Genomic DNA, 23,160 nt, shown 5'->3' on the forward strand with positions numbered 1-23,160 from the left:
CGATGACGCGACGCGAGCCCATTGCCACCGGTTCGGACTGGAACTTCGAGGCGCTGGAAGCCTACGAGCACGCCGTTGGCGCCTTGGCGCGGGAGTATCGGCTGGATACCTATCCCAACCAGATCGAGATCATTACCTCCGAACAGATGATGGATGCCTACGCCAGCGTGGGCATGCCGATCGGCTACCACCACTGGTCGTTCGGCAAGCAGTTCCTGTCGGTGGAGCAGGCCTATCGCCGGGGCCAGATGGGGCTGGCCTACGAACTGGTGATCAACTCCGACCCCTGCATCGCCTACCTGATGGAGGAGAACTCGCTGATGATGCAGGTGCTGGTCATCGCCCACGCCTGCTACGGCCACAACTCGTTCTTCAAGGGCAACTACCTGTTCCGCGCCTGGACGGACGCTTCGGCGATCGTCGATTATCTCGTCTTTGCCCGTAAATATGTCGCCAAGTGCGAAGAGCGGCATGGCGTCGAGGCGGTGGAGCAGCTTCTCGACGCCTGCCACGCGCTGCAGAACTACGGCGTCGACCGCTACAAGCGCCCGTCACCGGTCTCCGCCGAGGAGGAGGTGCGGCGCCAGGACGAGCGCGAGGCCTACCTCCAGACCCAGGTCAACCGGCTCTGGAGCACGATCCCGACCCCGATCGGTGGCCTGGTCCAGCAGCCGTCGCACGATTTCGAGAACGATCCCCTGGGGCTGCACAGACACGACCGCTACCCCAGTGAGCCCCAGGAGAACCTGCTCTATTTCCTGGAGAAGAATGCGCCACTGCTGGAGCCCTGGCAGCGCGAGATCGTGCGCATCGTGCGCAAGCTGGCCCAGTACTTCTACCCGCAGCGCCAGACCCAGGTGATGAACGAGGGTTGGGCCACCTTCTGGCACTACACGCTGATGAATCGTTTGTACGACGACGGCCTGATCGACGAAGGCATCATGCTGGAGTTCCTGCAGTCCCATACGTCCGTGGTCAGCCAGCCAGGTTTCGACAGTCCCTATTTCAACGGCATCAATCCCTATGCGCTGGGATTCGCGATGTTCAGCGACATCCAGCGTATCTGTCAGTCGCCCACCGACGAGGACCGCGAATGGTTCCCCGAGATTGCCGGCAGCGACTGGCTGGAGACGCTGCATTTCGCGATGCAGAACTTCAAGGACGAGTCGTTCATCCAGCAGTTCCTGTCACCCCAGGTGATTCGCGATCTCAAGTTGTTCAGCCTGGTCGACGACGACCGTGACGACAGCCTGCAGATCGAGGCGATTCACGATGATCGGGGTTATCGGCGCATCCGCGAGGCGCTGAGCGTGCAGTACGCGCTGTCGGCCCGGGAGCCCAATATCCAGGTGTGGGAGGCCGACATTCGCGGTGACCGCTCGCTCACCCTGCGCCACGTACAGGACCGGCGCCGGCCGCTGGGCCAGAGCCTGTTCCCGGTAATGCGCTACCTGCACCAGCTCTGGGGGTTCCCGATCAAGCTCGAGTCGATGGAGGAAGGTGAGGTCGTGCGTCGCTATCAGTGGCCGATTCCGGAGTCGAATCGCGAGTCGGCATGAATTCTGGGTCCGCCGCCGGGGGTGATGTCAGGACGCGCTGGCCGTCCAGCCGCTGCACCAGCCATCGCTGGCGACCCGGTAGTCGGGAAACAGGCCACACGCCTGGCTCGACGCGGTGAAGAAGTCGCAGTTGGCGCAGCGCCGACCCGCCTGGTAGGCAGGGGTGTCCGCAGCATTCGAGGCCTCCTCGACATAATCGAGCGCTTTGGCTTGATAGGCATCCGGGTCCAGCATCGGCTTGTCCTGGGCCAGGGTGGGCAGGCCCCGCCAGCCCAGCAGCAGCAGGCCGGAGGCGCACAGGCCATGGCGCAGAAAGCGCCGACGTCCTTCACCATTCGGCGACCCGCCGGCCTCTCTCGTCCTCTTTTTCGTTGATTCCTGCATGACCCGTCTCCGGTTCGTTGTCCTGACGCACACCGCTTCTGGATGACTGGAAGTCTGCGATGTGTCGTGACATTGTCACAATACACTCGCAGCCGCCATTCGCTGCCGGGCAATTTCGCCATTCACGGTGTCGCCAAGGGTCGATTATGCGCTATGTCCAGTTTGTGACCGATCATGGAGAGATGATGCTGGTGGGGGACGAGCAGGGCTTGCGCGAACTGCGCCTGCCCAGGAGTTCCCGTTCCGGGACGCCGGAGTCGAGCTGGCAGGAGGACGCCGACTTCTTTGCCCAGGCCCGGGCCGAGCTCGACGCTTACCTGGCGGGGCGACGGCGGAGCTTCAATGTCACGCTGGCCCCCGAGGGGAGCGATTTCCAGCTGCAGGTCTGGCAGGGCCTGTTGCGTATCCCATATGGGCAGACCAGCACCTATGGCGAGATGGCACATCGCCTGGGCAAGGAGGGCGCGGCGCAGGCGATCGGCGGTGCGGTGGGGGCCAATCCGCTGCCGTTGTTCATCCCCTGTCACCGGGTCGTCGCCGCCCGGGGGATGGGTGGCTACAGCGGTGGCGAGTCGTTGAAGCGCGCCCTGCTGACGCTGGAAGGCGGTTGGCCCGGGAGCTGATATACTCGCGCCGGATCATTCATTCTTCGGGCCTCGCGAAAGGCCGAACGCCGGTGGGAGAGGGAAATGCAGAACGCCGTCATTCTGATCAATGTCGAAAAGGGCCGGATACGGGGTGTCGCCGAGCGCCTGGCCGATCTCGAGGGCATCAGCGAAGTCTATTCGACCTGCGGTCGTTACGACCTTATCGCCATCGCCCGGACGCGGGATTTCGAATCCTTGGCCTCGCTGGTGACCGAACGGCTGATGAGCGTCGAGGGCATCCGTGACACCGAAACGCTCAATGCCATGCAGGTGCATTCGCGCCACGATCTCGACGCCATGTTCTCCGTCGGCCTGTAATTCGGGTGGCGCGTCGTCGCAAGCGGGGGCTGCTGGGGCAACTGGCTCGCTCGTCCCGGATTGGCCTGATCTTCGTCGTTGTCATCAGCGGGTTGTGGTACTGGCAGGAGGCGAGCGTCCGCGACCAGTTGAGCTGGATGGGCGTACCCGAGTGGCAGTGGAACGACTGGCGGGGCTGGAACCGGGTGCTTCGCAACGACGGCTTCCTGTTGGGGTGGTCGGACGTGCGGGGCGGACCGCTCTGGGTCGGCTATGTATTGAATCGGGTCGACGATCCCCACAGCCTTCCACGGCCCGACCGGTTCGAGTCCGACTGGCGCAGCCTGTGGCCGATCGACAGCAGTGACTACACCCACAGCGGCTATGATCGGGGGCATCTGGCGCCGAACTACGCCATGTCGGTCGTCCATGGACGGGATGCGCAGATGGCCAGCTTCCTGATGACCAACATCGCGCCGCAGCGACCCAAACTCAATCGGCAGCTATGGCAGCGCCTGGAGGAGGCGGTCATCGACGATTTCGTGCCCAGATTCGGGCGCGTCTGGGTCGTCACCGGGCCGGTCTATGACGACCAGTTGCTGCATCGGGTCGGGTTTTCTCAAATTCCCGTGGGATTCTACAAGATCCTGATCGCACCCGGCGCGACACCCCGTGCGCTGGCATTTCTGATGCCGCAGAACGTCGACGGCAACGAGCCTCTCGCCCGCTTTGCGGTCACGATCGACGAGATCGAGGCGCGTACCGGCCTGGATTTCTTCCCGCAACTGGCCGATCCCGTCGAGCGCAAGCTGGAAGGGCGGGTAGACAAGGAGGGCTGGGGGCTCGAGGCGGTCTCGACGCGGCCTGGGCGTTATCGATGATGGCGATGCCATCTCTGACGGATCACGATATAAGAGGGGTGTGCAAGGATGATGGCGACAGCGTTTGCGAGAAGGAGTCTCAGGAGAAAACGATCATGACACGTGGTGCCCAGGAGAGGACTTGAACCTCCACATCCGTAAGGATACTAGCACCTGAAGCTAGCGCGTCTACCAATTCCGCCACCTGGGCGTGTCATGTATCGGGTGCTGCCAGGAGTTTGGAAAACTCCTCTGGAATGGTGCCCGGAAGAGGACTTGAACCTCCACATCCGTAAGGATACTAGCACCTGAAGCTAGCGCGTCTACCAATTCCGCCATCCGGGCCAAACCGGCCTTGTCCATTCTAAATGACCATCGCCGAGAGCGATGGTGCCCAGAAGAGGACTTGAACCTCCACGTCCGTAAGGACACTAGCACCTGAAGCTAGCGCGTCTACCAATTCCGCCATCTGGGCCAAGGCGCGATGCATAATACCGATTTTGCATTCGAATGCAAGCGTCCGGTGATGGCGCTTGGGTTTCCGCCCGAACGGGCCCCCCGGGTCGATTCCCATACCTGGCAATCGACCACGACCTTGGCCGTTTGGCAGCGCATGGTTGGGTCGAACAGGCGTGAACGCTATACTTGGAGAATGAATCCAAAAAGATTGAACGGCTCAGGCCGCCCGCCGCGTGAATTCTCTCTACCGCCTAGGCCCAGCAGGCTCAACGCAAGGACGATGGTTGCATGACTCATTGGACGTTGGATGACGATCCGCACGCGGCTCGTGAAACGGAAAAATATGACAACCCCGTGCCCAGTCGCGAGTATCTGCTGGCACGGCTGGAGAGCTACGGCAAGCCGATCACTCATGAAGACATGAGTGCCATGCTGGGGCTCGAAGACGACAACCAGCTGGAAGCCGTGCGCCGCAGGCTGGCGGCGATGGAGCGCGACGGCCAGATCCTCAAGGATCGCAGAGGCGCCTATGCCCTGATCGACAAGCTCGATCTGATCAAGGGGCGCGTTCAGGGTCACCGTGACGGCATGGGCTTCCTGATTCGTCACGATGGCGTCAAGCCCGACCTGGTGCTGCCGCCGCGCCAGATGCGCCGTGTGTTCGACGGCGACGTGGTACTGGCCCGCGTCAGCGGCAAGGATCGTCGAGGTCGCGCCGAGGGCACCATCGCCGAGGTGCTGGCCCGCAATACCCAGACGCTGGTCGGTGTGTTCCGTCAGAACAGCTCCGAATTCGCGGTGCTGATCCCCGAGAATTCGCGGATCAGCCAGGAAGTGATCATCCCCCACAGCGTCAGCGGTGGCGCGAAGGACGGCCAGATCGTTTCCGTCCACATCACCCAGCAGCCGGAAACCCGCAAGCAGCCGGTAGGGGAAGTGGTGGAAGTTCTGGGAGAGCGGATGGACCCCGGGCTCGAGATCGACATCGCGATTCGCTCCCACGATATTCCCGCGGAGTTTCCGCCGGAAGTGGACGAGCAGATCGCCGGCATGTCCGCCGAGGTGAAGGAGGAGGACAAGACGGCGCGAATCGACCTCCGCGAGATGCCGCTGGTGACCATCGACGGTGAGGACGCCAAGGATTTCGACGATGCCGTCTGCGCCTGGAAGACCAAGTCCGGGAGCTGGAAGCTGGTCGTGGCGATTGCCGACGTCTCCCACTACGTTCGCGGCGGCAGTGCACTCGACAACGAGGCCTACATCCGCGGCAACTCCGTCTACTTTCCCGGCCAGGTCGTACCGATGCTGCCGGAGCTACTCTCCAACGGGCTCTGCTCCCTCAACCCGCACGTCGACCGCCTGACCATGGTCTGCGAGATGAACATCTCCCAGAACGGCACCATCAGTCGCTACAAGTTCTACGAGGCGGTGATCCAGTCTCACGCCCGGCTGACCTACAACCAGGTCGGCGCGATGCTGGAGGAGCCGGACAGCGACGAAGGGGCGGCACTTCGCGAACGCTACCGCGAACTGGTGCCTTCGCTGGAGAACCTGCACGCGCTCTACAAGGTGCTGCGCCAGGCGCGGGAAGTGCGTGGCGCCATCGATTTCGAGACCACGGAGACGCAGATCGTCTTCAACGACGAGCGCAAGATCGAGAAGATCGTGCCGCGCACGCGCAACGACGCCCACAAGCTGATCGAGGAGTGCATGCTGGCGGCCAACGTGGCCACGGCGCGCTTCCTCGACAAGCACGACCTGCCCGCGCTCTATCGCGTCCACCAGTCGCCGGCCCCCGAACGGCTCGAGAACCTGCGCGTGTTCCTGGGTGAGCTGGGGCTGACCCTGGGCGGCGGTGACGAACCGACGCCGAAGGACTACCAGGCGCTGCGGGAGGTGATTCAGGGACGTCCCGACTTCGACATCATCCAGACCGTGATGCTGCGCTCGATGAGCCAGGCAGTCTACTCGCCGCAGAACGACGGGCATTTCGGTCTCGCTTACCAGGCGTATGCGCATTTCACGTCGCCGATCCGCCGCTATCCCGACCTGCTGGTGCATCGTGCGATCCGGTCGGTCATTCGCGGCCCGCGTCAGACCCAGACCGTGCAGCGGGCGGAGGGGGCGCCGGTCGAGAAACCCTCGATCTGGTGCCCGTACACCTTCGAACAGATGGTCGAACTGGGCGAGCACTGCTCGATGACCGAGCGTCGCGCCGACGAGGCGACCCGGGATGTCACCGACTGGCTGAAGTGCGAGTTCCTCTCCGACAAGGTCGGCGAGGTCTACGAGGGCACCATCGCCTCGGTCACCCAGTTCGGGATCTTCGTGCGGCTCGACGACGTCTACGTGGAAGGGCTGGTGCACGTGACGTCGCTGCCGTCCGACTACTATCACTACGAAGCGGAAAAGCACCGCCTCAAGGGCGAACGCAGCGGGGTCGCCTATCGTCTGGGAGATGGCGTCACCGTGCGTATCGCCCGCGTCGATCTCGACGACCGCAAGATAGATTTCGATCTGGCCGACGCGGCGCCGCGTCACCGCCGCACGCCGCGTGGCCAGAAGCCCGGTGGCGACGCCCCCGCCGCCGGCGCACCCGCCAAGAAGCCCTCTTCACGCAAGAGCCGCCCGGGCAAGCGCGAGCGCCAGGGGGCAGCGGAGGGCAGTGACGAAGGCGGCAAGCGTCGTTCCCGCGGCCCGCGTCAGCGCGGTGGCAAGCGATGATGGCGGCCATCGGCCAGCCGTCCAGCAGGCGCCAGCCGAGATGAGTCGTCCTGCGAATCGCCGCACCTCCGCGAAGCCGCGCGAGCTGCCTCGCATGCCGGACGGGCTGGAGCCCGTCTATGGCGTTCACGCCGTTCGCGCGCTGTTCGAACGCGGCCAGCCGCCGAAAGTGCTATGGATTCAGCAAGGTCATGCCGAGCAACGCCTGGAGACTCTCCTGCAGCAGGCCCACGCGGCGGGTTGCGAGTTGAGGCGAATGGCGCGCGAGGCGCTCGATGGCGTCTCCCACCAGGCATCCCACCAGGGCGTGATCGGCTTCTGCGAGCCGTTGATCGCCGAGAACGAAACGACCCTGTGGTGGCGACTCGAGCAGTGGCAGGCCAGCCGGCCGCCGCTGCTGCTGATTCTGGATGGCGTCACCGATCCCCACAATCTGGGAGCCTGCCTGCGCAGCGCCGACGCCGCCGGAGTCAATGGCGTGATCGTACCCAAGGACAAGTCGGCGCCGCTCAACGCGACGGTGCGCAAGGTGGCGTGCGGGGCGGCGGAGCTGGTGCCGGTGTTTCAGGTCACCAATCTCGCCCGCTGCATGGAGAAGCTCAAGCAGCATGGGATCTGGATCACCGGTACCGCCGGCGAGGCGGACTCGCTCCTGTACGATGCCGATTTCACCGTGCCCTGTGCCCTGGTGATGGGTGCCGAGGGCAAGGGCATGCGCCGGCTGACTCGCGAGGCCTGCGATGGGCTGGTCAAGCTGCCGATGCAGGGCGGTGTCTCCAGTCTCAATGTCTCTGTCGCCACCGGCATCTGTCTGTTCGAGGCGGTGCGCCAGCGGGCCGGGGTTGTTGCCGGTTAAACTTGCGCTGGCAGGGCTTGGTCTCTACAATTGCGCGGTTCTGTGGGCAGGCTATGCTCATGGAGCGCGACTCCCGCTCGGACCTGTCCGGGCGAATCGCCAATTGGTCTGAATATCCGGGATCGTGAGCGGAGCATGACGCCGTTCACCCGATATCGACTCCTTGCTTCTCGTGGTGGCCATCTCTTCAGGAGCGTCGCCGCGCGGAAGCTGCCAAACCGCAAGGAGCTAACATGCGTCATTATGAAATCGTGTTTATGGTCCATCCGGACCAGAGCGAGCAGGTTCCGGCCATGGTCGAGCGCTACACCAGCCTCGTGACCGAGAACGGCGGTACCGTGCATCGTCTCGAGGATTGGGGCCGTCGCCACCTGGCCTACCCGATCAACAAGATCCACAAGGCACACTACGTGCTGATGAACATCGAGTGCAGCGGCGAGACCCTCGACGAGATCGAGAACATCTTCCGTTTCAACGATGCCATCATCCGCAGCATGATCGTGCGCAACAAAGAGGCCGTTACCGAAGCCTCGCCGATGATGAAGCCGGCTGAAGAGAAGAGCCGTCGCCGTGACGACAAGCCCTCCGAGCGTGGCGATCGTGAGCGTTCAGAGCGCCCCGAGCGTTCCGAAACCACCGCCGAAACCAACTGATTCGATTTCGCTAAGGAGAGACTCTCATGGCACGTTTTTTCCGTCGCCGTAAGTTCTGCCGCTTCACTGCCGAAGGCGTGAAGTACATCGATTACAAAGACATCGATACGCTGAAAGCCTACGTCACCGAAACTGGCAAGATCGTCCCGAGCCGTATTACCGGTACTCAGGCGCGCTACCAGCGTCAACTGTCTACCGCGATCAAGCGGGCGCGTTACCTGGCGCTGCTGCCGTACTCCGACAGCCACCAGTAAACCCTGATCCGGTAGTCCACGATCGGTAATCCATAGCGAGGCATCATGCTGGCACTGGCACGTTGGATCATGCGCGGTACGCCACAAGCGATAGCGGCGGCCGCACTGACAGCGCTGGTGCCGTGGCTGTTCTGGTTCAGCGCCGCCGTTGCCGGGTTGGTTACCCTGCGCCGGGGCATGACCACGGCGGCGCCGGTGCTGCTGGCCGCAGCCCTCCCCGCCGGTTGGTGGTGGATGCAGGGCGATTCGGTTCCGCTGGCCAGCATTCTGCTGGTGACGTTGATGGCGACGGTGCTGCGTTCACGCATGCGCTGGTCCGAAGCGCTCATCGTCGGCAGCGTGGTCTGCATGGTTCTTGTCCAGCTTGGCATCTTCGTGCCGGCCGGAGGAACAGCGCCATTGCTGGCGGAACTGCGGCAGAGCTCGTCGGAGGTTGCCAGCATGCTCGATCAGCTATCGGCGCAGGGCGTCGATACCGAGCTGATGGCGACACTGGTGATCGGCGGGGCAACCGGCCTGGTCGTGCTGCTCGCCGGGATCGCCTGCCTGGCGCTGGCCCGCAGTTGGCAGGCGGGGCTATACAACCCCGGAGGTTTTCGCGAGGAGTTTCATTCACTGAAGCTATCGCGCAAGCAGCTCCTGTTGCTGGTGGGTTTGATGGCGCTGGGCATGGTGCTGGCCGTTCCCGCCGCCAGTCTGCTGGCCTGGGTTCCGCTGCTGGTCGCCGGCGTGGCACTGGTTCATGGGTTTATCGGTTTGAAGGGAATGAGCGGGTTCTGGCTGGTAGGCTTCTATGCCTTGCTGTTGACCACCTGGCCCACGATTCTGATTGTACTGCTGTTGGCGTTGGTAGATACCTTCGCGGATTTTCGCGGTCGACTGACACGCAGTGATTGACGAGAGGTTCACGAGAATGGAAGTCATTCTGCTCGATAACATCGGCAAGCTGGGCGACCTGGGTGACAAGGTCACCGTCAAGCCCGGATATGGCCGTAATTACCTGGTTCCCTACGGCCTGGCCGTGCCGGCAACCAAAGACAACGTCGAAGCGTTCGAAGCGCAGCGCGCCGAGCTCGAAGCCCAGGCTGCAGAGCGCAAGGCCCAGGCCGAGACTCGCGCGGCACAGCTCGCCGAAATCGAACTGTCTCTGGTCGCGAAAGCGGGCGATGAAGGCAAGCTGTTCGGCTCCATCGGCCCGCGCGATCTGGCCGAAGCCATGGCTCAGGCTGGCATCGAAGTCGCCAAGAGCGAAGTGCGCATGCCGGAAGGCCCGCTTCGCCAGACCGGCGAATACGACATCGCGCTGCAGCTGCATGCCGAAGTCACTTCCAGCGTCCGTGTGGTGGTGGTGGCCGAGTAAATCTCGACCGTCGTCGTCGCCGAGACGTCTGGCCGAAGGCACGCAGGGCTCACGCCCTGCGTGCCTTTTTCATGGCCGGGAGGCGTGGCGATGGTGGCTGCCGACTGGGTAGAATGAGCGCCAGACTTTTGCAGTGTGTTCTGCGCGCGACACGGGATGAACGCCAAGCATGAATCAACGCGTCGACAATGATCACGAAACCGCCCAGCTGAAGATGCCGCCCCACTCGCTCGAAGCGGAGCAGTCGGTGCTGGGCGGGTTGATGCTCGATAACAGCAGCTGGGATACGGTGTCGGAGCGGTTGGTCGCGGACGACTTCTATCGTCACGAGCATCGCCTGGCATTCAATGCGATGGCGGAACTGGCCGAGAGCGCGCATCCACTCGATGTCGTCACGCTGTCGGAAGCGCTGGAGCGCCGCGATCAGCTCGAGAGCGTGGGGGGGCTCGCCTACCTGGCGGAGCTGGCCCGCAATACGCCTTCGGCCAGCAACATTCGCGCCTACGCCGATATCGTCCGCGAGCGGGCGACACTGCGGAAACTGATCCAGGCCTCGCGTCAGATCGCCGACAGTGCCTACTCGCCGGAAGGGCGGCCGCCGGACGAGCTGGTCAACGAGGCCGAGCGCCTGGTGTTCCAGATCAGCGAGTCGCGACCCAAGTTCGGTGGGCCGATCGGCATGAGCGACCTGCTGACCAAGGCGGTCGACCGGATCGACGAGCTGTTCAACATGAAGGGGCAGATGACCGGGATCTCGACCGGTTTTCGCGATCTCGACGACATGACCTCGGGTCTGCAACCCTCGGACCTGGTGATCATCGCGGGCCGCCCCTCCATGGGCAAGACCACCTTCGCCATGAATCTGGTCGAGCACGCGGTGGTTTCCAGCGACAAGCCGGTCATCGTGTTCTCGATGGAGATGCCGGCGGAATCGCTGATGCTGCGTATGCTCTCTTCGCTGGGGCGAATCGATCAGACGCGGGTGCGTACCGGCCAGCTCGAGGACGAGGATTGGCCGCGCCTGACCTCGGCGGTCAACCTGCTCAAGGATCGGCAACTTTTCATCGACGATACGCCGGCGCTGTCGCCCAACGAGCTGCGGTCGCGGGTGCGTCGCATCGCCCGCGAGCACGGCAATGTCGGGCTGGTGATGATCGACTATCTACAGCTGATGCAGGTACCGGGGCTGTCCGAGAACCGTACCGCCGAGATTTCGGAGATATCGCGCTCGCTGAAGGGCGTGGCCAAGGAGTTCAACTGCCCGGTGGTTTCGCTCTCTCAGCTCAACCGCTCGCTGGAGCAGCGGCCCAACAAGCGCCCGGTCATGTCCGACTTGCGTGAATCCGGCGCCATCGAGCAGGATGCCGATGTCATCGCCTTCGTCTACCGCGACGAGGTCTACAATTCCGACAATCCGGACAACAAGGGGCTGGCCGAGCTGATCATCGGCAAGCAGCGTAACGGTCCTATCGGTACCGTCCACATGGCTTTCATCGGCAAGTACACGCGATTCGAGGATCTGGCGCCGGATAGCTACGGTCAGCACTACGAGTAAGTCGACGGATAGTGAAGAAGCCGGCGTTGCCGGTGTTTTGGAAAGATATCAAGGAGTCGAATCATGGCAGGTGGATTTCAGCGGGGGCGTCGTCAGCGGGTTCCCAAGATCGAGGTGCGTGGCCAGTTGGAAAAGCTGGAGCGTGAAGGCCCTTTCAAGGAGTGGCTGGGCATGCCCGATCTCTACCGCCATTGGCTCACGGTCGATGGCGAACTCTATAGTTATCAGACGGAAGATGCCGAACTGCCGGTTGCCATCGGCGACCGCGTGGTGTTTCGCTACAAGGAGGCGAAGGCGGGCAGGTGGATCGACCGCAACTCTCTGGGCAAGGCGATCGATCCTTCCGCTTATCAGTAGTCGCTGCCATGACGATGCGGGATTGTAGCTTTATGTGTCATGACGGTGTCATGATGTTTCGCTTTTATGGCGTTCATGAACCCACCCTCCGCTTCCCTCGGCAGCCCTTCTCTCGACGAGATCGTCGCCCGTCGTGATCTGAGCGTTCATTTCCAGCCGATCGTTGCCGTCACGACCGGACATATTCTGGCGTACGAGGCGTTATCTCGCGGTCCACGGGACTCGCCCTACGCCAATCCGATCCCGATGTTCCGGGCGGCCCGCGAGCGCGGCCTGCTTGCCGCGCTTGAGCGCGGATGCCGGGAGCGGGCGATCAAGCGTTGGGTGGATACCGGCCTCGGCGAGCTTCTGTTCCTCAACGCCAGTCCGGAAGTCCTGATCGACCCTGAAGATCTCGGCGGCCAGACGCTGGCGCTTCTTCACCAGCACGGTCTCTCGCCCGACCGCATCGTCATCGAGATCACCGAACAGTCGCCGGGGATCGATTGCGAGCTGATGGCCGAGGCTGCCCGCCATTATCAGTCTATGGGGTTCTCCATCGCGCTGGACGACCTGGGAGACGGCTACGCCGGTCTGCGACTCTGGTCCCAGCTCAATCCCGACTACGTCAAGCTGGATCGCCACTTCGTCAGTCGCCTCGACGAGAACCCCGTCAAGCGCCGGTTCGTTCGCTCCATCATCGACATCGCGCACAGCATGGATAGCCGTGTCATCGCGGAGGGCGTGGAGCGGGAGGGGGAGCTGGATACCCTGCTCGAGCTGGGGGCGGATTATTGCCAGGGGTGGTTGTTCGCGCGCCCCGATGCCGCTCCCCACCGGGTACGCGAGGCTCTCGAAGCCCGGCTGGTGTCACTGGCTGCCAACCATCGCCCGCCCACTGCCGCGACAGAGATCCGGCGCCTCAGTGTGCCGCTGCCCGCGCTGGACGCCGCTCTCTGCGTGGCGGAGGCGTCCGAGCGATTCAGCCGTCTGCCCCATGCCAACGCGTTAGCGGTCGTCGATGGCCGGAGTCGACCGATCGGCATCCTGGGGCGCCAGCAGCTGATGGCGCTGCTCGGCAAACGCTTCGGCTTCGATCTTCACGGCCGTCAGCCGGTCACCAAGGTGATGCGGACCCAGGCGCTCTGCGTGGAGGCCCACGAGCCTCTGGAGCGGGTCTCGCGCAAGGTGACTGGGCGCGAGGAGGCATCCCGCGACGAGGATTTCGTCATCACCGACGGTGGCCGCTATCTGGGTATGGGGCACGTCATCAACCTGCTGCAACTGTTCACCGAGCAGCAGGTCCAGTTGGCGCGCCAGGCCAATCCGTTGACCCAACTGCCAGGCAACCGCCCCATCAGGTTGGCGTTGGAGCACTATCAGCGCCAGGCCCGGGGTTTCGTCGCCTGCTATCTGGATCTCGACAACTTCAAGCCCTTCAATGACCGGTTTGGTTACGCCCTGGGGGATCGAGTGATTCTCGCGCTGGCGAGCCTGGTGAGAAGCGAACTGGGGCGGGAGGACTTTCTGGGCCATCTTGGCGGCGACGATTTCATACTGCTGCTGAATGACGGGAAGGATCTCCACCGTCGGCTGGCCGGCATACAACGCCGCTTCAGCATGGAGAGCCACGCGCTGGTGCCCGCAGACGCCAGAGCGGAAGGTGGCTTTCATGCCAAAGATCGCTACGATCAATGGCGTTTTTTCCCGCTGGTCCGGCTGTCGATCATTGCGCTTCGCGTCGGTGCCGAGGCCATGGTCGATAGCTTCGGCGATCTCTGGAGCCACTTCAAGCCGGCGGCCAAGCGTGCCGCCAACGGTCGAATCGTGGTGACGCTGGACCGCCGTTCGGCAGGTGTCCGGGGGTGAACGATCGGCGTGTCTTGGCGTCTTAGGATCTGTTCACACTCTCCACGCGACTCGCGGCGTAGCGTGTGAACAGGCCCTGGTCACAGTTTTGTCACATCCGAGTGTCAGGGTGTCGCGACGGGATGGCAAGGAGCGTCTCCCGATCCAGAACACGATTCCATCAACGACCCACAGGAGGGAACCATGGAACTCAAGGAGCTAGCGCACTATCAACGACATCACGAGAACTTCGAGATCCGCGTCATCGCCCATGCCGGCAGCCGCTACTATCAGGTCATGCTGGAGCCGGAAGACGGTACCACGCAGGCCTTGACCCGGCGCGGCAAGCCGATGCTGTTTCGCGCTCTCGACGATGTCTACGGCGAACTGAAACAGGCCGGCATCCACCGCGCCTATCTGGTCCAGCAGGTTGCCAACGACGAGATCGTCGGCCACGAGCCCCATTATCACGATCCGCTGCTGTCGCGGATGCCGCTGGTCTTCTGATCCCGGGTCGACGGTCTCCAGGACTCCAATCCGACCTATTTTCCATTCACCAACCTGATTTCCCTCCGGCGAGTCCCGCAGTGACTTGCCATGGTCTGGAGGGAATGCTGTTTCTCTTCTCTCTTCTCTCTTCTCTCTTCTCTCTTCTCTCGTTTACACCGATGCCGGGCTGCCAAGCTACGTGGACCTGCCGTCGTCAGTGCCGCCGATAGCCTTCTGCGTGATCACCTTGGCCGTAGGGCGCCTCGAAGTGGATCGAACGCAGGAATCGCTCTGCCTGGTCGAGGATGGCCGCTCGCTTGTCTTCCTGCATCCGATCCCAACTTCCGTAGATCAGTTTCATGCGGTGGTTGCCCCGTAGACGCTCGCGATGCCGCTCCAGAAAGTGCCAGTACAAGCTGTTGAAGGGGCAAGCGCCCTCGCCGGTGACCTGCTTGACGTCGTAGCGGCACTGGCGGCAGTGATCCGACATGCGGTCGATGTACTTTCCCGACGCGCAGTAGGGCTTGGAACCGAGATAGCCCCCGTCGGCGTAGAGGGTCATGCCCAGCGTATTGGGCAGCTCGACCCATTCGAAGGCGTCGACGTAGACCGCCAGATACCAGTCGCAGAGTGCCGCCGGGGCGACCCCGCAAAGCAGCGCGAAGTTGCCGGTGATCATCAGGCGCTGGATATGGTGGGCATAGGCGTTATCGCGGGTCATCTCCAGGGCGCGTCGGACGCAGCGCAGATCGGTGTCGGCGGTCCAGTAGAAATCGGGCAGCCCACGCCGTGCGTCGAGCCGGTTCTCGCGCTTGTAGTGCGGCATGCGTTGCCAGTAGATGCCGCGGACGTACTCACGCCAGCCCAGGATCTGGCGCACGAAGCCCTCCACGGCGTTGATGGGTGCCTCCTCGCGCCGCCAGGCCTCCACGGCGGCATCGCAGACCTCTCGGGGCGAGAGCAGGCCGATGTTCAGCGACGCCGAGAGTCGCGAGTGAAACAGCCACGGGTCCGCGTCGCTGATGGCGTCCTGGTAGGTGCCGAAGTCGGGTAGCGCGTGGGCGACGAAGTGGCGCAGGTCGCCTAGTGCCTGGCGTCGCGTCACCGCCCAGTTGAAGCCATCCAGGGTGCCGAAATGGTCGCCGAACTGCGCTTCGACCAGCGCCTGGACCTCGCGGGTGATAGCGTCCCGACGATGACGTGGCGGCTCAGGGAACTGAAGGCCGCTATCGACGGGTCGCCGGTTGTCGTGATCGAAGTTCCACTGACCGCCGGCCGGTTCGTCCTCCTCCATCAGCAATCCGGTCCGCTTGCGCATCTGGCGGTAGAAATCTTCCATCCGAAAGCGTCTGCGCCCCTCCAGCCATTCGCCGAACTCGGCGATGGAGCAGTAGAAGCGGGTATCGTCGTAGAGTCGCCAGCGCGTGCCCCGACGCTGGATACGCTCCAGCAGCCGCCATTCGCCGGGATGTGTCACCCGGATTTCGTCGCAGCCATAGGCGTCGGCGAGTCGCTCGGCTTCCTGCAGAAGATCCTGGCGGTTGTCGTCGTCGTCGAGCCGGCTGTAGTGGACCTGATACCCTTTGTCGCGCAGGGTATCGGCGAAGTGGCGCATCGCCGACAATATCAACACGATCTTCTGGGGGTGGTGAGGGACATATTCCCCTTCCGCCTTGACCTCGCAGAGAGCGACGACGGCATCGGCGGGGGCGTTGGCGAGGAGTTCCAGCTCCTCGCACAACTGATCACCCAGAATCAGGATCAGCGGACGCGACATTAAGTTATCCATAAATTATACACATTGTATTGATCGTATAAGATGATCGGGTAAGTACAAGCGACGTTGGTAGAATTTCATCAAAAGATGGCAGGGAAAGGAGTGGTGCTATGGCGGCCCGTTACGGAGTGCTGCTGGTCAATCTGGGAACGCCCGAGGCGCCCACGGCCAAGGCCGTGAGGGAATATCTCGGGGAGTTCCTCGGCGACCCCCGGGTCATCGATGCGCCACGCTGGCTGTGGTGGCCGATTCTGCATGGCGTCATCCTGCGAATTCGCCCGCCCAAGGTCGCCAAGGCCTATGCCTCGGTCTGGCAGGAGGAGGGGTCACCGCTGCTGGCGATCGGACGGCGCCAGCAGCGCGCGTTGAGGGAGTCGCTGGCTATCCGCAGCGGTGAGTCCATCCCGGTGGAGCTGGCGATGACCTACGGCAAGCCGAGCATGGAGGAGGCCGGGCTCAAGCTGCGTGAAGCCGGCGTCGGGCGCATCCTGGTGGTGCCGCTCTATCCCCAGTTTTCGCGTACCACGACCGGCGCGGTATTCCAGCGCCTGGCCAAGGCGCTGGAACCCTGTCCGCACCTGCCGGAGCTGCGCTTCGTGCGCGACTATCACGACCACCCGGACTATATCGCGGCGCTGGCGGCCAGCGTCCGCCAGCACTGGGAGGCCAATGGCGACCGGGGGCGGCTGTTGATGTCCTATCACGGCATTCCCAGGCGCTACGTCGACAACGGCGATCCCTATGCCAGGCACTGCGAGACGACGAGTCGGCTATTGGCCGAGGAGTTGGGGCTCGGCGAAGGGGAGTGGTTTCAGAGTTATCAGTCGCGGTTCGGCCGCGAGGAGTGGCTCAAACCCTACACTGACGAGACGCTCAAGGCCTGGGGCGCGGACAAGACCGAGTGCGTCGATGTTATCAGCCCGGCCTTTGCGGCCGACTGTCTGGAGACCCTGGAAGAGATCGATGCCGAGAACCGTCACTACTTCCAGCAGGCCGGGGGCGGGCGATATCGGTACATCCCGGCGCTCAACGAACGTCCGGAGCACGTCACCCTGCTGACCCATCTGGTCGAGCAGCACACCGCCGGCTGGTAATGCCGGCGGCGCTCCTAGGGCAGCGGTGAGTTGCCCTGGGGGGCTTCCTCGATGGTGTGTCTGGGCTTGTCGCTCTCCAGCTCCACCGGATTGCCGCGGGTGCGGGGATCCGGCTTCAGTTTGTGGTGCAGTGCGCTCTTGGCCAACATGTGGGCCGATACCGGTGCGGTGATAAAGGCGAAGATGGTGATCAGCAGTTCCTGGATGACCGGCCCGTCTTCCCGGCTGAAGTAGATCAGCGAGCCGATCAGGGTGAAGCCGACACCCAGTGTCGTCGTCTTGGAAGGGCCGTGGAGACGCATGTAGAAATCCTTGAGATGCGTCAGACCCAGCGAGCCGATGAAGGCGAATGCGCCACCGGCAATGAGCATGAAGGCGACCGCGCCCTCGATAATCGTATCCAGCATCGTCACGCCTCCTATTCGATGATGTCGCCGCGCAGCAGGTACTTGCAGATGGCGATGGTGCTGACGAAGCCCAGCATCGCGATCAGCAGCGCCGCCTCGAAGTAGTCCTTGTTGTTGACCCAGATACCGAACAGTACGATCAGTGCGATCGAGTTCATGTACATGGTGTCCACCGCCAGCACGCGATCCGGCAGACTCGGTCCGACCACGGCGCGATAGAAGTTGAGTACGATGGCGGCGCAGAACAACGCCAGCGCGATCCACAGGGCCATGTCGATCATGATTCGAAGATCTCCAGCAGGGGGCGCTCGTAGCGCTGGTGAATTTCGTCGATCAACGCCTTGGTGTCCGCCACGTCCAGCGCGTGGATGAGCAGCGTCCTGCCGTCGAGCCGCAGGTGGGCGGAGACGGTTCCCGGCGTCATGGTGATGGTGCTGGCCAGGATGGTGATCGGAAAATTCTCCTTCAGCGTGAGCGGGTACTCGACGAAGGCCGGTCGCATCCGGCCCCGGGGGTCGAGAATCAACTTCGAGACCTGGATGTTGGCGGTCACGATATCGCCCAGTACGCGGAAGAAGTAGCCCAGCAGTTTCAGAGGGCGCTTGATGGTCGGCTGGCGCTCCCAGAAAGGTCGGCAGACCACCGGGATCAGAATCGCCAGCACGCCGCCGAGGAGCCACTGCCCCAGCGCGACGCTCTCCTGCAGCAGCAGCCACACCACCAGCAGCAGTAGTGATAACACCGGCATTGGCAGCCAGCGAGTGGGAGGAATCATGAGTCACCTCCGGCGACGTTGCCAGACAGGACCGCCTCGGCATAGGCGTCGTGATCGAGCAGTTGAGTGGCGCTTGCATCGGTGAACCGCGTGACCGGGCCGGCGAGAATCGACAGTGCCGGTGACGCGCCGAGCAGCAGGATCAGTCCCGCCAGCATCGCCGGCTTCAATCTGGGGCCGTCGCTGTCACCGCGCCCCGCCTTCCAGAACACGGTCGAGCCGCTACGCGCCATGGCGACGAGTCCGGCCAGGCTCGACAGCAGCAGCAGCGACCACAGCCAGGGTTGCTCGCTCGGCAGCGCGGCATTCAGCAGCAGCGCCTTGCCGATGGCGCCGGACAGCGGCGGCAGGCCGATCACCGTGACCGCACCGACGAAGTAGAACAGTCCCAGCAGGGCCGGTTGGGTCACACCGCGGCCGGGGACGATCCGCGCGCCAGCCTTGCCGCGCTGCTCGCCGATCGCATCGGCCAGCAGGAACAGGCCGCCGCTGACCAGGGTGGTATGGATCATGTAGTAGAGCACGGCCGCGAGGGGCGCCTCACGATTCATGCTGACCCCGACCAGCAGGGTGCCGACCGAAATCAGGATCAGATAGGCCACCTGGTTGCGCAGGTCGCGGGCCGATAGCACGCCAAGGCCGCCGAGGGCGAGTGTCGCCAAGGCGAACCACCACAGCCAGGGTTGAACGAAATTGGCCAGCTCGCCGGCCCCGCCGCCGAAGATCAGCGTGTAGACCCTCAGGATTGCGTAGATGCCCACCTTGGTCATGATCGCGAACAGCGCCGCTACCGGCGCCGGCGCGCTGCTGTAGGCGCGCGGCAGCCAGAAATAGAGCGGCAGGATCGCGGCCTTGAGACCGAATACCACCAGCAGCAGGAACGCGCCCGCCTTGATCAGACCGAGCCGGTCGGGATCGAGCGCAGCGACCTTCTGCGACATGTCCGCCATGTTGAGCGTGCCGGTGGTGCCGTAGAGCACGCCGAGCGCGATCAGGAACATCGCCGAGCCGGCCAGGTTCAGCGCCACGTAGTGGAAGCCGGCCTGGGTTCGATCCTTGCCACCGCCATGCATCAGCAGCGAGTAGGAGGCGATCAGCAACACTTCGAAGAATACGAACAGATTGAACATGTCGCCGGTCAGGAAAGCACCGTTGATCCCCATCAACTGCAGCTGGAACAGGCCGTGGAAGTTGCTGCCCTTGCGGTCGTCGCCGGCGCAGGCGTAGGCGACGCTGCCCAGGGCCAGGAAGGCTGTCAGGCAGACCATCAGCGCCGAGAGTCGATCGAGCACCAGCACGATGCCGAAAGGTGGCTGCCAGTCGCCCAGCGCGTAGTAGGTGATCTCTCCGCTATCGCTCTGGATCACCAGCACGACGCTGATCACCAGCAGTGCCGCCGTGCTGGCCAAGGCGATCGCCCGTCGAGGCAGCACGATCGAGTCTCGTTTGACCAGCATCAGCAGTCCGCTCAGCAGCGGCAGGAGGACCGGAAGCACGATCAGGTGATGCATCATGACTTCTCCTCCTTCGGCTCTTCGCCGCGCTGGTCGTTGACCTGGTCGCTACCCTGGTCGCCGCGCACGCGCATCGCCAGGATCACCGAGAATGCGGTCATGGCAAAGCCGATCACGATGGCGGTCAGGACCAGGGCCTGGGGGAGCGGGTCGGCGTAGTGAGTGACGCCTTCGCGAATGACCGCCGCCCCGTTGGTGGTGAGCCCGCCGGTGGAGAACAGGAACAGGTTGACCGCATAGGAGAGCAGGGTCAGTCCCACGACCACGGGAAAGGTGCGGCCCCGCAACGCCAGGTAGAGACCACTGGCGGCCAGGAAACCGGTTACGGTGGCGTAGAGCGCTTCCATCAGACGGTCTCCTTTTCGTTCTCTTTGCTGGGCCGGTGTCGCGTGGTCAGTTTGCCCAGGTTGGCCAGAATCATCAGCGTGGCGCCCACGACCGTCAGGTAGACCCCGAGATCGAACAGCATCGCCGTGGCCAGCTCGATCTCGCCGATAAACGGAATCGAGAAATGGCCGAAGGCGGAGGTCAGGAAGTTGTGGCCGAACAGCCAGCTGCCGAGGCCGGTCAGGGTGGCGATGGCGACGCCCGTCACGGCGATGGGCTGGTACTGGAAGGAGAGGCGCTGCTGGGCCCAGTCCACGCCACGGGCGATGTAGAGGAGAATCAGTGCGACCGCCGTCACCAGGCCGGCAATGAAGCCGCCGCCGGGTTCGTTGTGACCCCGCAGGAAGATGAATACCGATACCAGCAGCGCCAGCGGCAGCAGGGTCTGTGACACCGTGGCCAGCAGCATCGGGTGCAGGTCCTTGGACCAGGGGCGGCCTTCGCTGTCGCTCGATGGCATGAACAGGCGTAGGCGATTGAGCAGCTTGTAGATGCCGATGGCGGCGATGCAGAGCACGGTGATCTCGCCCAGGGTATCGAAGCCGCGGAAGTCGACCAGGATGACGTTGACCACGTTGTGCCCGCCACCGCCGCTGACGCTGTTGTCGAGGAAGAAGCCGGAGATGCTGTCCAGCGGCCTTGTCAGCAGGGCGTAGTTGAGGCTCGCCACCACGCCACCGAAACCGGCTGCCAGCAGCACGTCCCTCACCACGCGTGCGCCGGTGGACTCCTTGGGCGTGCGCTGGGGCAGGAAGAACAGTGCCAGCATCAGCAGAATCACGGTCACCACTTCGACCGCCAGCTGCGTCAGCGCGAGATCGGGGGCGGAGAAGCGGGCGAACGCCAGCGACACCATCAGTCCGACGACCGACAGCATCATCAGCGAGACCAGCCGGCGGCGGTGGAGCACGGCGGTACCCAGGCCCGCCAGGATCGTGATGCCAGCGCCGGCGAGCAGCAGGCCGTCGAGCGGCTGCGGCTGGCGCGAGCCCTGCAACTGGTCCAGGTCCAGCAGTCCGCTGCCGGTGAGGAACAGCACCGCCACGATCAGCCATAGCATGTAGCGCTGCAGCGAGCCGTTCTCGAGCCGGTCGATGGCGACCTGGGTCCAGTGCAGCAGGCGGCGCACGCTGTGCTCGAAGATCATCAGCGCGTTGCGTTGCGGGAACTGGCGCTGGAAGCTGAACAGATTGCGGCGCACGGCGTAGATGCCGACCCCGCCGGCCAGCGCGATGGCGCTCATCAGCAGTGGCAGGTTGAAGCCGTGCCAGATCGACAGATGAAGCTCCGGCCTCGGCGCCAGGATCGTGGCCTGGGCGGCGGCATCCAGCACCCCCGACACGATCACTGCGGGTATCAGCCCGATGACGACGCACAGACCGACCAGCAGCAGCATGGGCAGGCGCATCGGAAACGGCGCTTCATGCGGCGCCTTGGGCAGCTCCTTCGCTTCCGGGCCGAAGAAGACATTCCGGATCAGGCGCAGCGAATAGGCCACCGACAGTATGCTGCCGAGCGTCGCCAGCACCGGGATCAGCCAGGCCAGGCCGCCCAGCAGGCTGCTCTCCAGTGTCTCGGTCAGCATCATCTCCTTGGAGATGAAACCGTTGAGCAGCGGCACCCCCGCCATGGAGGCCGCGGCCAGGCCCGACAGCGCCGCCGTCATCGGCATGCTGTGGCGCAACCCGCTCAGCTTGCGGATGTCCCGCGTGCCGGTCTCGTGATCGATGATCCCGGACGACATGAACAGCGCCGCCTTGAACATCGCGTGATTGATGATGTGGAAGAGCCCCGCCACCACGGCCAGCTTGCTGTCCAGCCCGAACAGCATGGTGATCAGTCCCAGGTGACTCACGGTGGAGAACGCCAGCACGCCCTTGAGGTCGTACTTGAGCAGCGCGAAGTAGGCGGCGTAGATCATCGTCACCAGCCCGGTGAGGGTGACGATGTAGAGCCACAGCTGGGAGCCGGCCAGCGCCGGGTGCAGGCGGGCGAGCAGGAACACGCCGGCCTTGACCATGGTGGCGGAGTGCAGGAACGCCGAAACCGGCGTCGGTGCGGCCATCGCATGGGGAAGCCAGAAGTGGAAAGGGAACTGCGCCGATTTGGTGAACGCGCCGAGCAGTACCAGCAGCAGCGCCGGCAGATAGCGCGGGTCGGCCTGGATCAGCTCGCGGCTGTCGAGCACCGTCTGCAGGTCGAAGGTACCGACGATATGGCCGATCAGCAGGAAGCCGGCCAGCATCGCCAACCCGCCCATGCCGGTGACCGCCAGGGCCATGCGCGCGCCGCGACGTGCCTCGCTCTGTCGATACCAGTAGCCGATCAGCAGGAACGACGACAGGCTGGTCAGTTCCCAGAACACCCACAGCAGCAACAGGTTGTCGGCCATCACGATGCCGATCATGGAGGTCATGAACAGCATCAGGTAGGCGTAGAAGCGCGGCATGCTGTCCTCGGGCGACAGGTAGTAGCGCGAGTAGAGAATGATCAGCAGGCCGATGCCCAGAATCAACAGCAGGAACAGCAGCGAGAGGCCGTCGAGACGGAAGGCCAGGTCGAGGCCCAGCTGCGGCACCCAGCTCATGCTGGAGTGGTACACCTCACCCGCAATCACGCCCGGAGCATGGGCGATCACGATGCCCAGCGCGATCGCGGGAAGCAGGGCGGTGGACCAGGCATTGAGATTGCGTTGCCGGTTACTGCTCAGCAAGGGTATGAGGCTGCCCAGAAGCGGCAGCAGAACGATCAGCGGCAGTGACATGAAGTTGTCGCTCTATTCTTGGATCAGGGAGGCCCGTTTCTCGATCTGCCTCATGGTGGCAGCCGGTCCGTTCGAGCTTCGTTTCTCGCCCGTCGCAATCGATCCGCGCCCCTAGCTCGCCTCAGTGTAAGCGATGTTGTCAGTCGCACGAGGCGTGCGTC

23 protein-coding genes and 3 tRNA genes are annotated in these 23,160 nt (G+C 63.6%); 15 read left to right on the top strand and 11 right to left on the bottom strand.

The genetic code is table 11. From position 1 onward, the window contains the following. Positions 1–2 precede the first annotated feature (2 nt). Positions 3–1,559, top strand: a complete 1,557-nt coding sequence (locus DOM45_RS17230; RefSeq protein WP_110602517.1) for a SpoVR family protein — start codon at positions 3–5, stop codon at positions 1,557–1,559. Between the two features lie 27 nt (positions 1,560–1,586). Here DOM45_RS17230 and DOM45_RS17235 read toward each other — a convergent pair whose 3' ends face one another. After that, positions 1,587–1,943 (bottom strand): high-potential iron-sulfur protein, encoded by a 357-nt coding sequence (locus DOM45_RS17235; protein ID WP_110602519.1) that lies wholly within the window; start codon positions 1,941–1,943, stop codon positions 1,587–1,589. A 146-nt stretch (positions 1,944–2,089) separates the two neighbouring features. On the opposite strand from DOM45_RS17235, the gene DOM45_RS17240 reads away from it, so the two are divergent. The 3 genes from DOM45_RS17240 to DOM45_RS17250 all read left to right on the top strand — a co-directional run bounded on the left by DOM45_RS17240 (position 2,090) and on the right by DOM45_RS17250 (position 3,768). After that, positions 2,090–2,566, top strand: a complete 477-nt coding sequence (locus DOM45_RS17240; protein ID WP_162302636.1) for a methylated-DNA--[protein]-cysteine S-methyltransferase — start codon at positions 2,090–2,092, stop codon at positions 2,564–2,566. Positions 2,567–2,632: 66 nt separating this feature from the next. Continuing rightward, positions 2,633–2,908 carry an Lrp/AsnC family transcriptional regulator gene (locus DOM45_RS17245; RefSeq protein ID WP_110602523.1) on the top strand — a complete coding sequence of 92 codons (276 nt, stop codon included), beginning with the start codon at positions 2,633–2,635 and terminating at the stop codon, positions 2,906–2,908. Positions 2,909–2,913: 5 nt separating this feature from the next. Continuing rightward, positions 2,914–3,768 carry a DNA/RNA non-specific endonuclease gene (locus DOM45_RS17250; RefSeq protein ID WP_240612445.1) on the top strand — a complete coding sequence of 285 codons (855 nt, stop codon included), beginning with the start codon at positions 2,914–2,916 and terminating at the stop codon, positions 3,766–3,768. A 103-nt stretch (positions 3,769–3,871) separates the two neighbouring features. On the opposite strand, the gene DOM45_RS17255 is transcribed toward DOM45_RS17250, so the two are convergent. The 3 genes from DOM45_RS17255 to DOM45_RS17265 all read right to left on the bottom strand — a co-directional run bounded on the left by DOM45_RS17255 (position 3,872) and on the right by DOM45_RS17265 (position 4,222). Continuing rightward, positions 3,872–3,958 (bottom strand) — tRNA-Leu (locus tag DOM45_RS17255). 47 nt (positions 3,959–4,005) lie between these two features. Then, positions 4,006–4,092 (bottom strand) — tRNA-Leu (locus DOM45_RS17260). Positions 4,093–4,135: 43 nt separating this feature from the next. Continuing rightward, positions 4,136–4,222 (bottom strand) — tRNA-Leu (locus DOM45_RS17265). A gap of 272 nt (positions 4,223–4,494) precedes the next feature. On the opposite strand from DOM45_RS17265, the gene rnr reads away from it, so the two are divergent. The 10 genes from rnr (at position 4,495) to DOM45_RS17315 (ending at position 14,299) form a co-directional block, all read left to right on the top strand. After that, complete coding sequence (gene rnr, locus DOM45_RS17270) at positions 4,495–6,930, top strand: ribonuclease R (RefSeq protein WP_110602533.1); 2,436 nt, start codon at positions 4,495–4,497, stop codon at positions 6,928–6,930. Between the two features lie 40 nt (positions 6,931–6,970). Then, the gene (gene rlmB, locus DOM45_RS17275) at positions 6,971–7,786 is read left to right on the top strand and encodes a 23S rRNA (guanosine(2251)-2'-O)-methyltransferase RlmB (RefSeq protein ID WP_110602767.1); all 816 of its coding nucleotides are present in this window, start codon (positions 6,971–6,973) and stop codon (positions 7,784–7,786) included. A 233-nt stretch (positions 7,787–8,019) separates the two neighbouring features. Further along, on the top strand, positions 8,020–8,439 hold the full coding sequence (rpsF, locus tag DOM45_RS17280) for a 30S ribosomal protein S6 (protein ID WP_110602534.1): 420 nt from the start codon (positions 8,020–8,022) through the stop codon (positions 8,437–8,439). 26 nt (positions 8,440–8,465) lie between these two features. Continuing rightward, positions 8,466–8,693 (top strand): 30S ribosomal protein S18, encoded by a 228-nt coding sequence (gene rpsR / locus DOM45_RS17285; protein WP_035472385.1) that lies wholly within the window; start codon positions 8,466–8,468, stop codon positions 8,691–8,693. A 45-nt stretch (positions 8,694–8,738) separates the two neighbouring features. After that, a complete protein-coding gene (locus tag DOM45_RS17290; RefSeq protein WP_110602536.1) occupies positions 8,739–9,590 on the top strand; it encodes a hypothetical protein in 852 nt (283 codons plus the stop codon). Positions 9,591–9,606: 16 nt separating this feature from the next. Next, complete coding sequence (gene rplI / locus DOM45_RS17295; RefSeq protein WP_071231349.1) at positions 9,607–10,053, top strand: 50S ribosomal protein L9; 447 nt, start codon at positions 9,607–9,609, stop codon at positions 10,051–10,053. A 169-nt stretch (positions 10,054–10,222) separates the two neighbouring features. After that, positions 10,223–11,608, top strand: coding sequence for a replicative DNA helicase (gene dnaB, locus DOM45_RS17300; RefSeq protein WP_110602538.1), 1,386 nt, complete (start codon positions 10,223–10,225; stop codon positions 11,606–11,608). Between the two features lie 63 nt (positions 11,609–11,671). Continuing rightward, positions 11,672–11,965, top strand: a complete 294-nt coding sequence (locus DOM45_RS17305; protein ID WP_110602539.1) for a hypothetical protein — start codon at positions 11,672–11,674, stop codon at positions 11,963–11,965. Between the two features lie 75 nt (positions 11,966–12,040). Next, a complete protein-coding gene (locus tag DOM45_RS17310; protein WP_110602769.1) occupies positions 12,041–13,813 on the top strand; it encodes a bifunctional diguanylate cyclase/phosphodiesterase in 1,773 nt (590 codons plus the stop codon). 183 nt (positions 13,814–13,996) lie between these two features. Next, entirely contained in the window at positions 13,997–14,299 is a 303-nt protein-coding gene (locus DOM45_RS17315; RefSeq protein WP_110602541.1) for a DUF6482 family protein, read from the top strand. Positions 14,300–14,495: 196 nt separating this feature from the next. On the opposite strand, the gene DOM45_RS17320 is transcribed toward DOM45_RS17315, so the two are convergent. Next, positions 14,496–16,058, bottom strand: a complete 1,563-nt coding sequence (locus DOM45_RS17320) for a cryptochrome/photolyase family protein (RefSeq protein ID WP_110602543.1) — start codon at positions 16,056–16,058, stop codon at positions 14,496–14,498. A 110-nt stretch (positions 16,059–16,168) separates the two neighbouring features. On the opposite strand from DOM45_RS17320, the gene hemH reads away from it, so the two are divergent. Next, positions 16,169–17,152, top strand: coding sequence for a ferrochelatase (gene hemH, locus DOM45_RS17325; RefSeq protein ID WP_110602545.1), 984 nt, complete (start codon positions 16,169–16,171; stop codon positions 17,150–17,152). A gap of 14 nt (positions 17,153–17,166) precedes the next feature. Here hemH and DOM45_RS17330 read toward each other — a convergent pair whose 3' ends face one another. From DOM45_RS17330 to DOM45_RS17355, 6 genes are read right to left on the bottom strand one after another with little or no spacing between them, the layout of a single operon-like run. Beyond that, a complete protein-coding gene (locus DOM45_RS17330; protein ID WP_198655798.1) occupies positions 17,167–17,559 on the bottom strand; it encodes a Na+/H+ antiporter subunit G in 393 nt (130 codons plus the stop codon). An 11-nt stretch (positions 17,560–17,570) separates the two neighbouring features. Further along, positions 17,571–17,840: a K+/H+ antiporter subunit F gene (locus DOM45_RS17335; RefSeq protein ID WP_110602547.1), complete on the bottom strand. Its 270-nt coding sequence runs from the start codon at positions 17,838–17,840 to the stop codon at positions 17,571–17,573. Beyond that, positions 17,837–18,334, bottom strand: a complete 498-nt coding sequence (locus DOM45_RS17340; RefSeq protein ID WP_110602549.1) for a Na+/H+ antiporter subunit E — start codon at positions 18,332–18,334, stop codon at positions 17,837–17,839. The genes DOM45_RS17335 and DOM45_RS17340 overlap by 4 nt, the downstream gene beginning before the upstream one ends. Further along, positions 18,331–19,848 (bottom strand): monovalent cation/H+ antiporter subunit D, encoded by a 1,518-nt coding sequence (locus DOM45_RS17345; RefSeq protein WP_110602551.1) that lies wholly within the window; start codon positions 19,846–19,848, stop codon positions 18,331–18,333. Before DOM45_RS17345 ends, DOM45_RS17340 begins: the two co-directional genes overlap by 4 nt. Next, positions 19,845–20,195 (bottom strand): Na+/H+ antiporter subunit C, encoded by a 351-nt coding sequence (locus DOM45_RS17350; protein WP_110602553.1) that lies wholly within the window; start codon positions 20,193–20,195, stop codon positions 19,845–19,847. The genes DOM45_RS17345 and DOM45_RS17350 overlap by 4 nt, the downstream gene beginning before the upstream one ends. Further along, positions 20,195–22,999, bottom strand: coding sequence for a monovalent cation/H+ antiporter subunit A (locus DOM45_RS17355; RefSeq protein ID WP_110602555.1), 2,805 nt, complete (start codon positions 22,997–22,999; stop codon positions 20,195–20,197). Before DOM45_RS17355 ends, DOM45_RS17350 begins: the two co-directional genes overlap by 1 nt. Between the last annotated feature and the right edge of the window lie 161 nt (positions 23,000–23,160).

The organism is Salinicola lusitanus (genome assembly GCF_003206045.1).
Classification (GTDB): Bacteria; Pseudomonadota; Gammaproteobacteria; order Pseudomonadales; family Halomonadaceae; genus Salinicola; species Salinicola lusitanus.

Bases quoted from the DNA above. Each gene is read 5' to 3' on its own strand.
- rpsF (WP_110602534.1), top strand. From the start codon at position 8,020: ATGCGTCATTATGAAATCGTGTTTATGGTCCATCCGGACCAGAGCGAG.
- DOM45_RS17245 (WP_110602523.1), top strand. From the start codon at position 2,633: ATGCAGAACGCCGTCATTCTGATCAATGTCGAAAAGGGCCGGATACGG.
- DOM45_RS17290 (WP_110602536.1), top strand. From the start codon at position 8,739: ATGCTGGCACTGGCACGTTGGATCATGCGCGGTACGCCACAAGCGATA.
- DOM45_RS17230 (WP_110602517.1), top strand. From the start codon at position 3: ATGACGCGACGCGAGCCCATTGCCACCGGTTCGGACTGGAACTTCGAG.
- DOM45_RS17315 (WP_110602541.1), top strand. From the start codon at position 13,997: ATGGAACTCAAGGAGCTAGCGCACTATCAACGACATCACGAGAACTTC.
- rplI (WP_071231349.1), top strand. From the start codon at position 9,607: ATGGAAGTCATTCTGCTCGATAACATCGGCAAGCTGGGCGACCTGGGT.
- DOM45_RS17235 (WP_110602519.1), bottom strand. From the start codon at position 1,943: ATGCAGGAATCAACGAAAAAGAGGACGAGAGAGGCCGGCGGGTCGCCG.
- DOM45_RS17320 (WP_110602543.1), bottom strand. From the start codon at position 16,058: ATGTCGCGTCCGCTGATCCTGATTCTGGGTGATCAGTTGTGCGAGGAG.
- DOM45_RS17240 (WP_162302636.1), top strand. From the start codon at position 2,090: ATGCGCTATGTCCAGTTTGTGACCGATCATGGAGAGATGATGCTGGTG.
- hemH (WP_110602545.1), top strand. From the start codon at position 16,169: ATGGCGGCCCGTTACGGAGTGCTGCTGGTCAATCTGGGAACGCCCGAG.
- DOM45_RS17355 (WP_110602555.1), bottom strand. From the start codon at position 22,999: ATGTCACTGCCGCTGATCGTTCTGCTGCCGCTTCTGGGCAGCCTCATA.
- DOM45_RS17345 (WP_110602551.1), bottom strand. From the start codon at position 19,848: ATGATGCATCACCTGATCGTGCTTCCGGTCCTCCTGCCGCTGCTGAGC.
- DOM45_RS17350 (WP_110602553.1), bottom strand. From the start codon at position 20,195: ATGGAAGCGCTCTACGCCACCGTAACCGGTTTCCTGGCCGCCAGTGGT.
- rpsR (WP_035472385.1), top strand. From the start codon at position 8,466: ATGGCACGTTTTTTCCGTCGCCGTAAGTTCTGCCGCTTCACTGCCGAA.
- DOM45_RS17340 (WP_110602549.1), bottom strand. From the start codon at position 18,334: ATGATTCCTCCCACTCGCTGGCTGCCAATGCCGGTGTTATCACTACTG.
- rnr (WP_110602533.1), top strand. From the start codon at position 4,495: ATGACTCATTGGACGTTGGATGACGATCCGCACGCGGCTCGTGAAACG.
- DOM45_RS17335 (WP_110602547.1), bottom strand. From the start codon at position 17,840: ATGATCGACATGGCCCTGTGGATCGCGCTGGCGTTGTTCTGCGCCGCC.
- DOM45_RS17310 (WP_110602769.1), top strand. From the start codon at position 12,041: ATGAACCCACCCTCCGCTTCCCTCGGCAGCCCTTCTCTCGACGAGATC.
- DOM45_RS17305 (WP_110602539.1), top strand. From the start codon at position 11,672: ATGGCAGGTGGATTTCAGCGGGGGCGTCGTCAGCGGGTTCCCAAGATC.
- rlmB (WP_110602767.1), top strand. From the start codon at position 6,971: ATGAGTCGTCCTGCGAATCGCCGCACCTCCGCGAAGCCGCGCGAGCTG.
- DOM45_RS17330 (WP_198655798.1), bottom strand. From the start codon at position 17,559: ATGCTGGATACGATTATCGAGGGCGCGGTCGCCTTCATGCTCATTGCC.
- dnaB (WP_110602538.1), top strand. From the start codon at position 10,223: ATGAATCAACGCGTCGACAATGATCACGAAACCGCCCAGCTGAAGATG.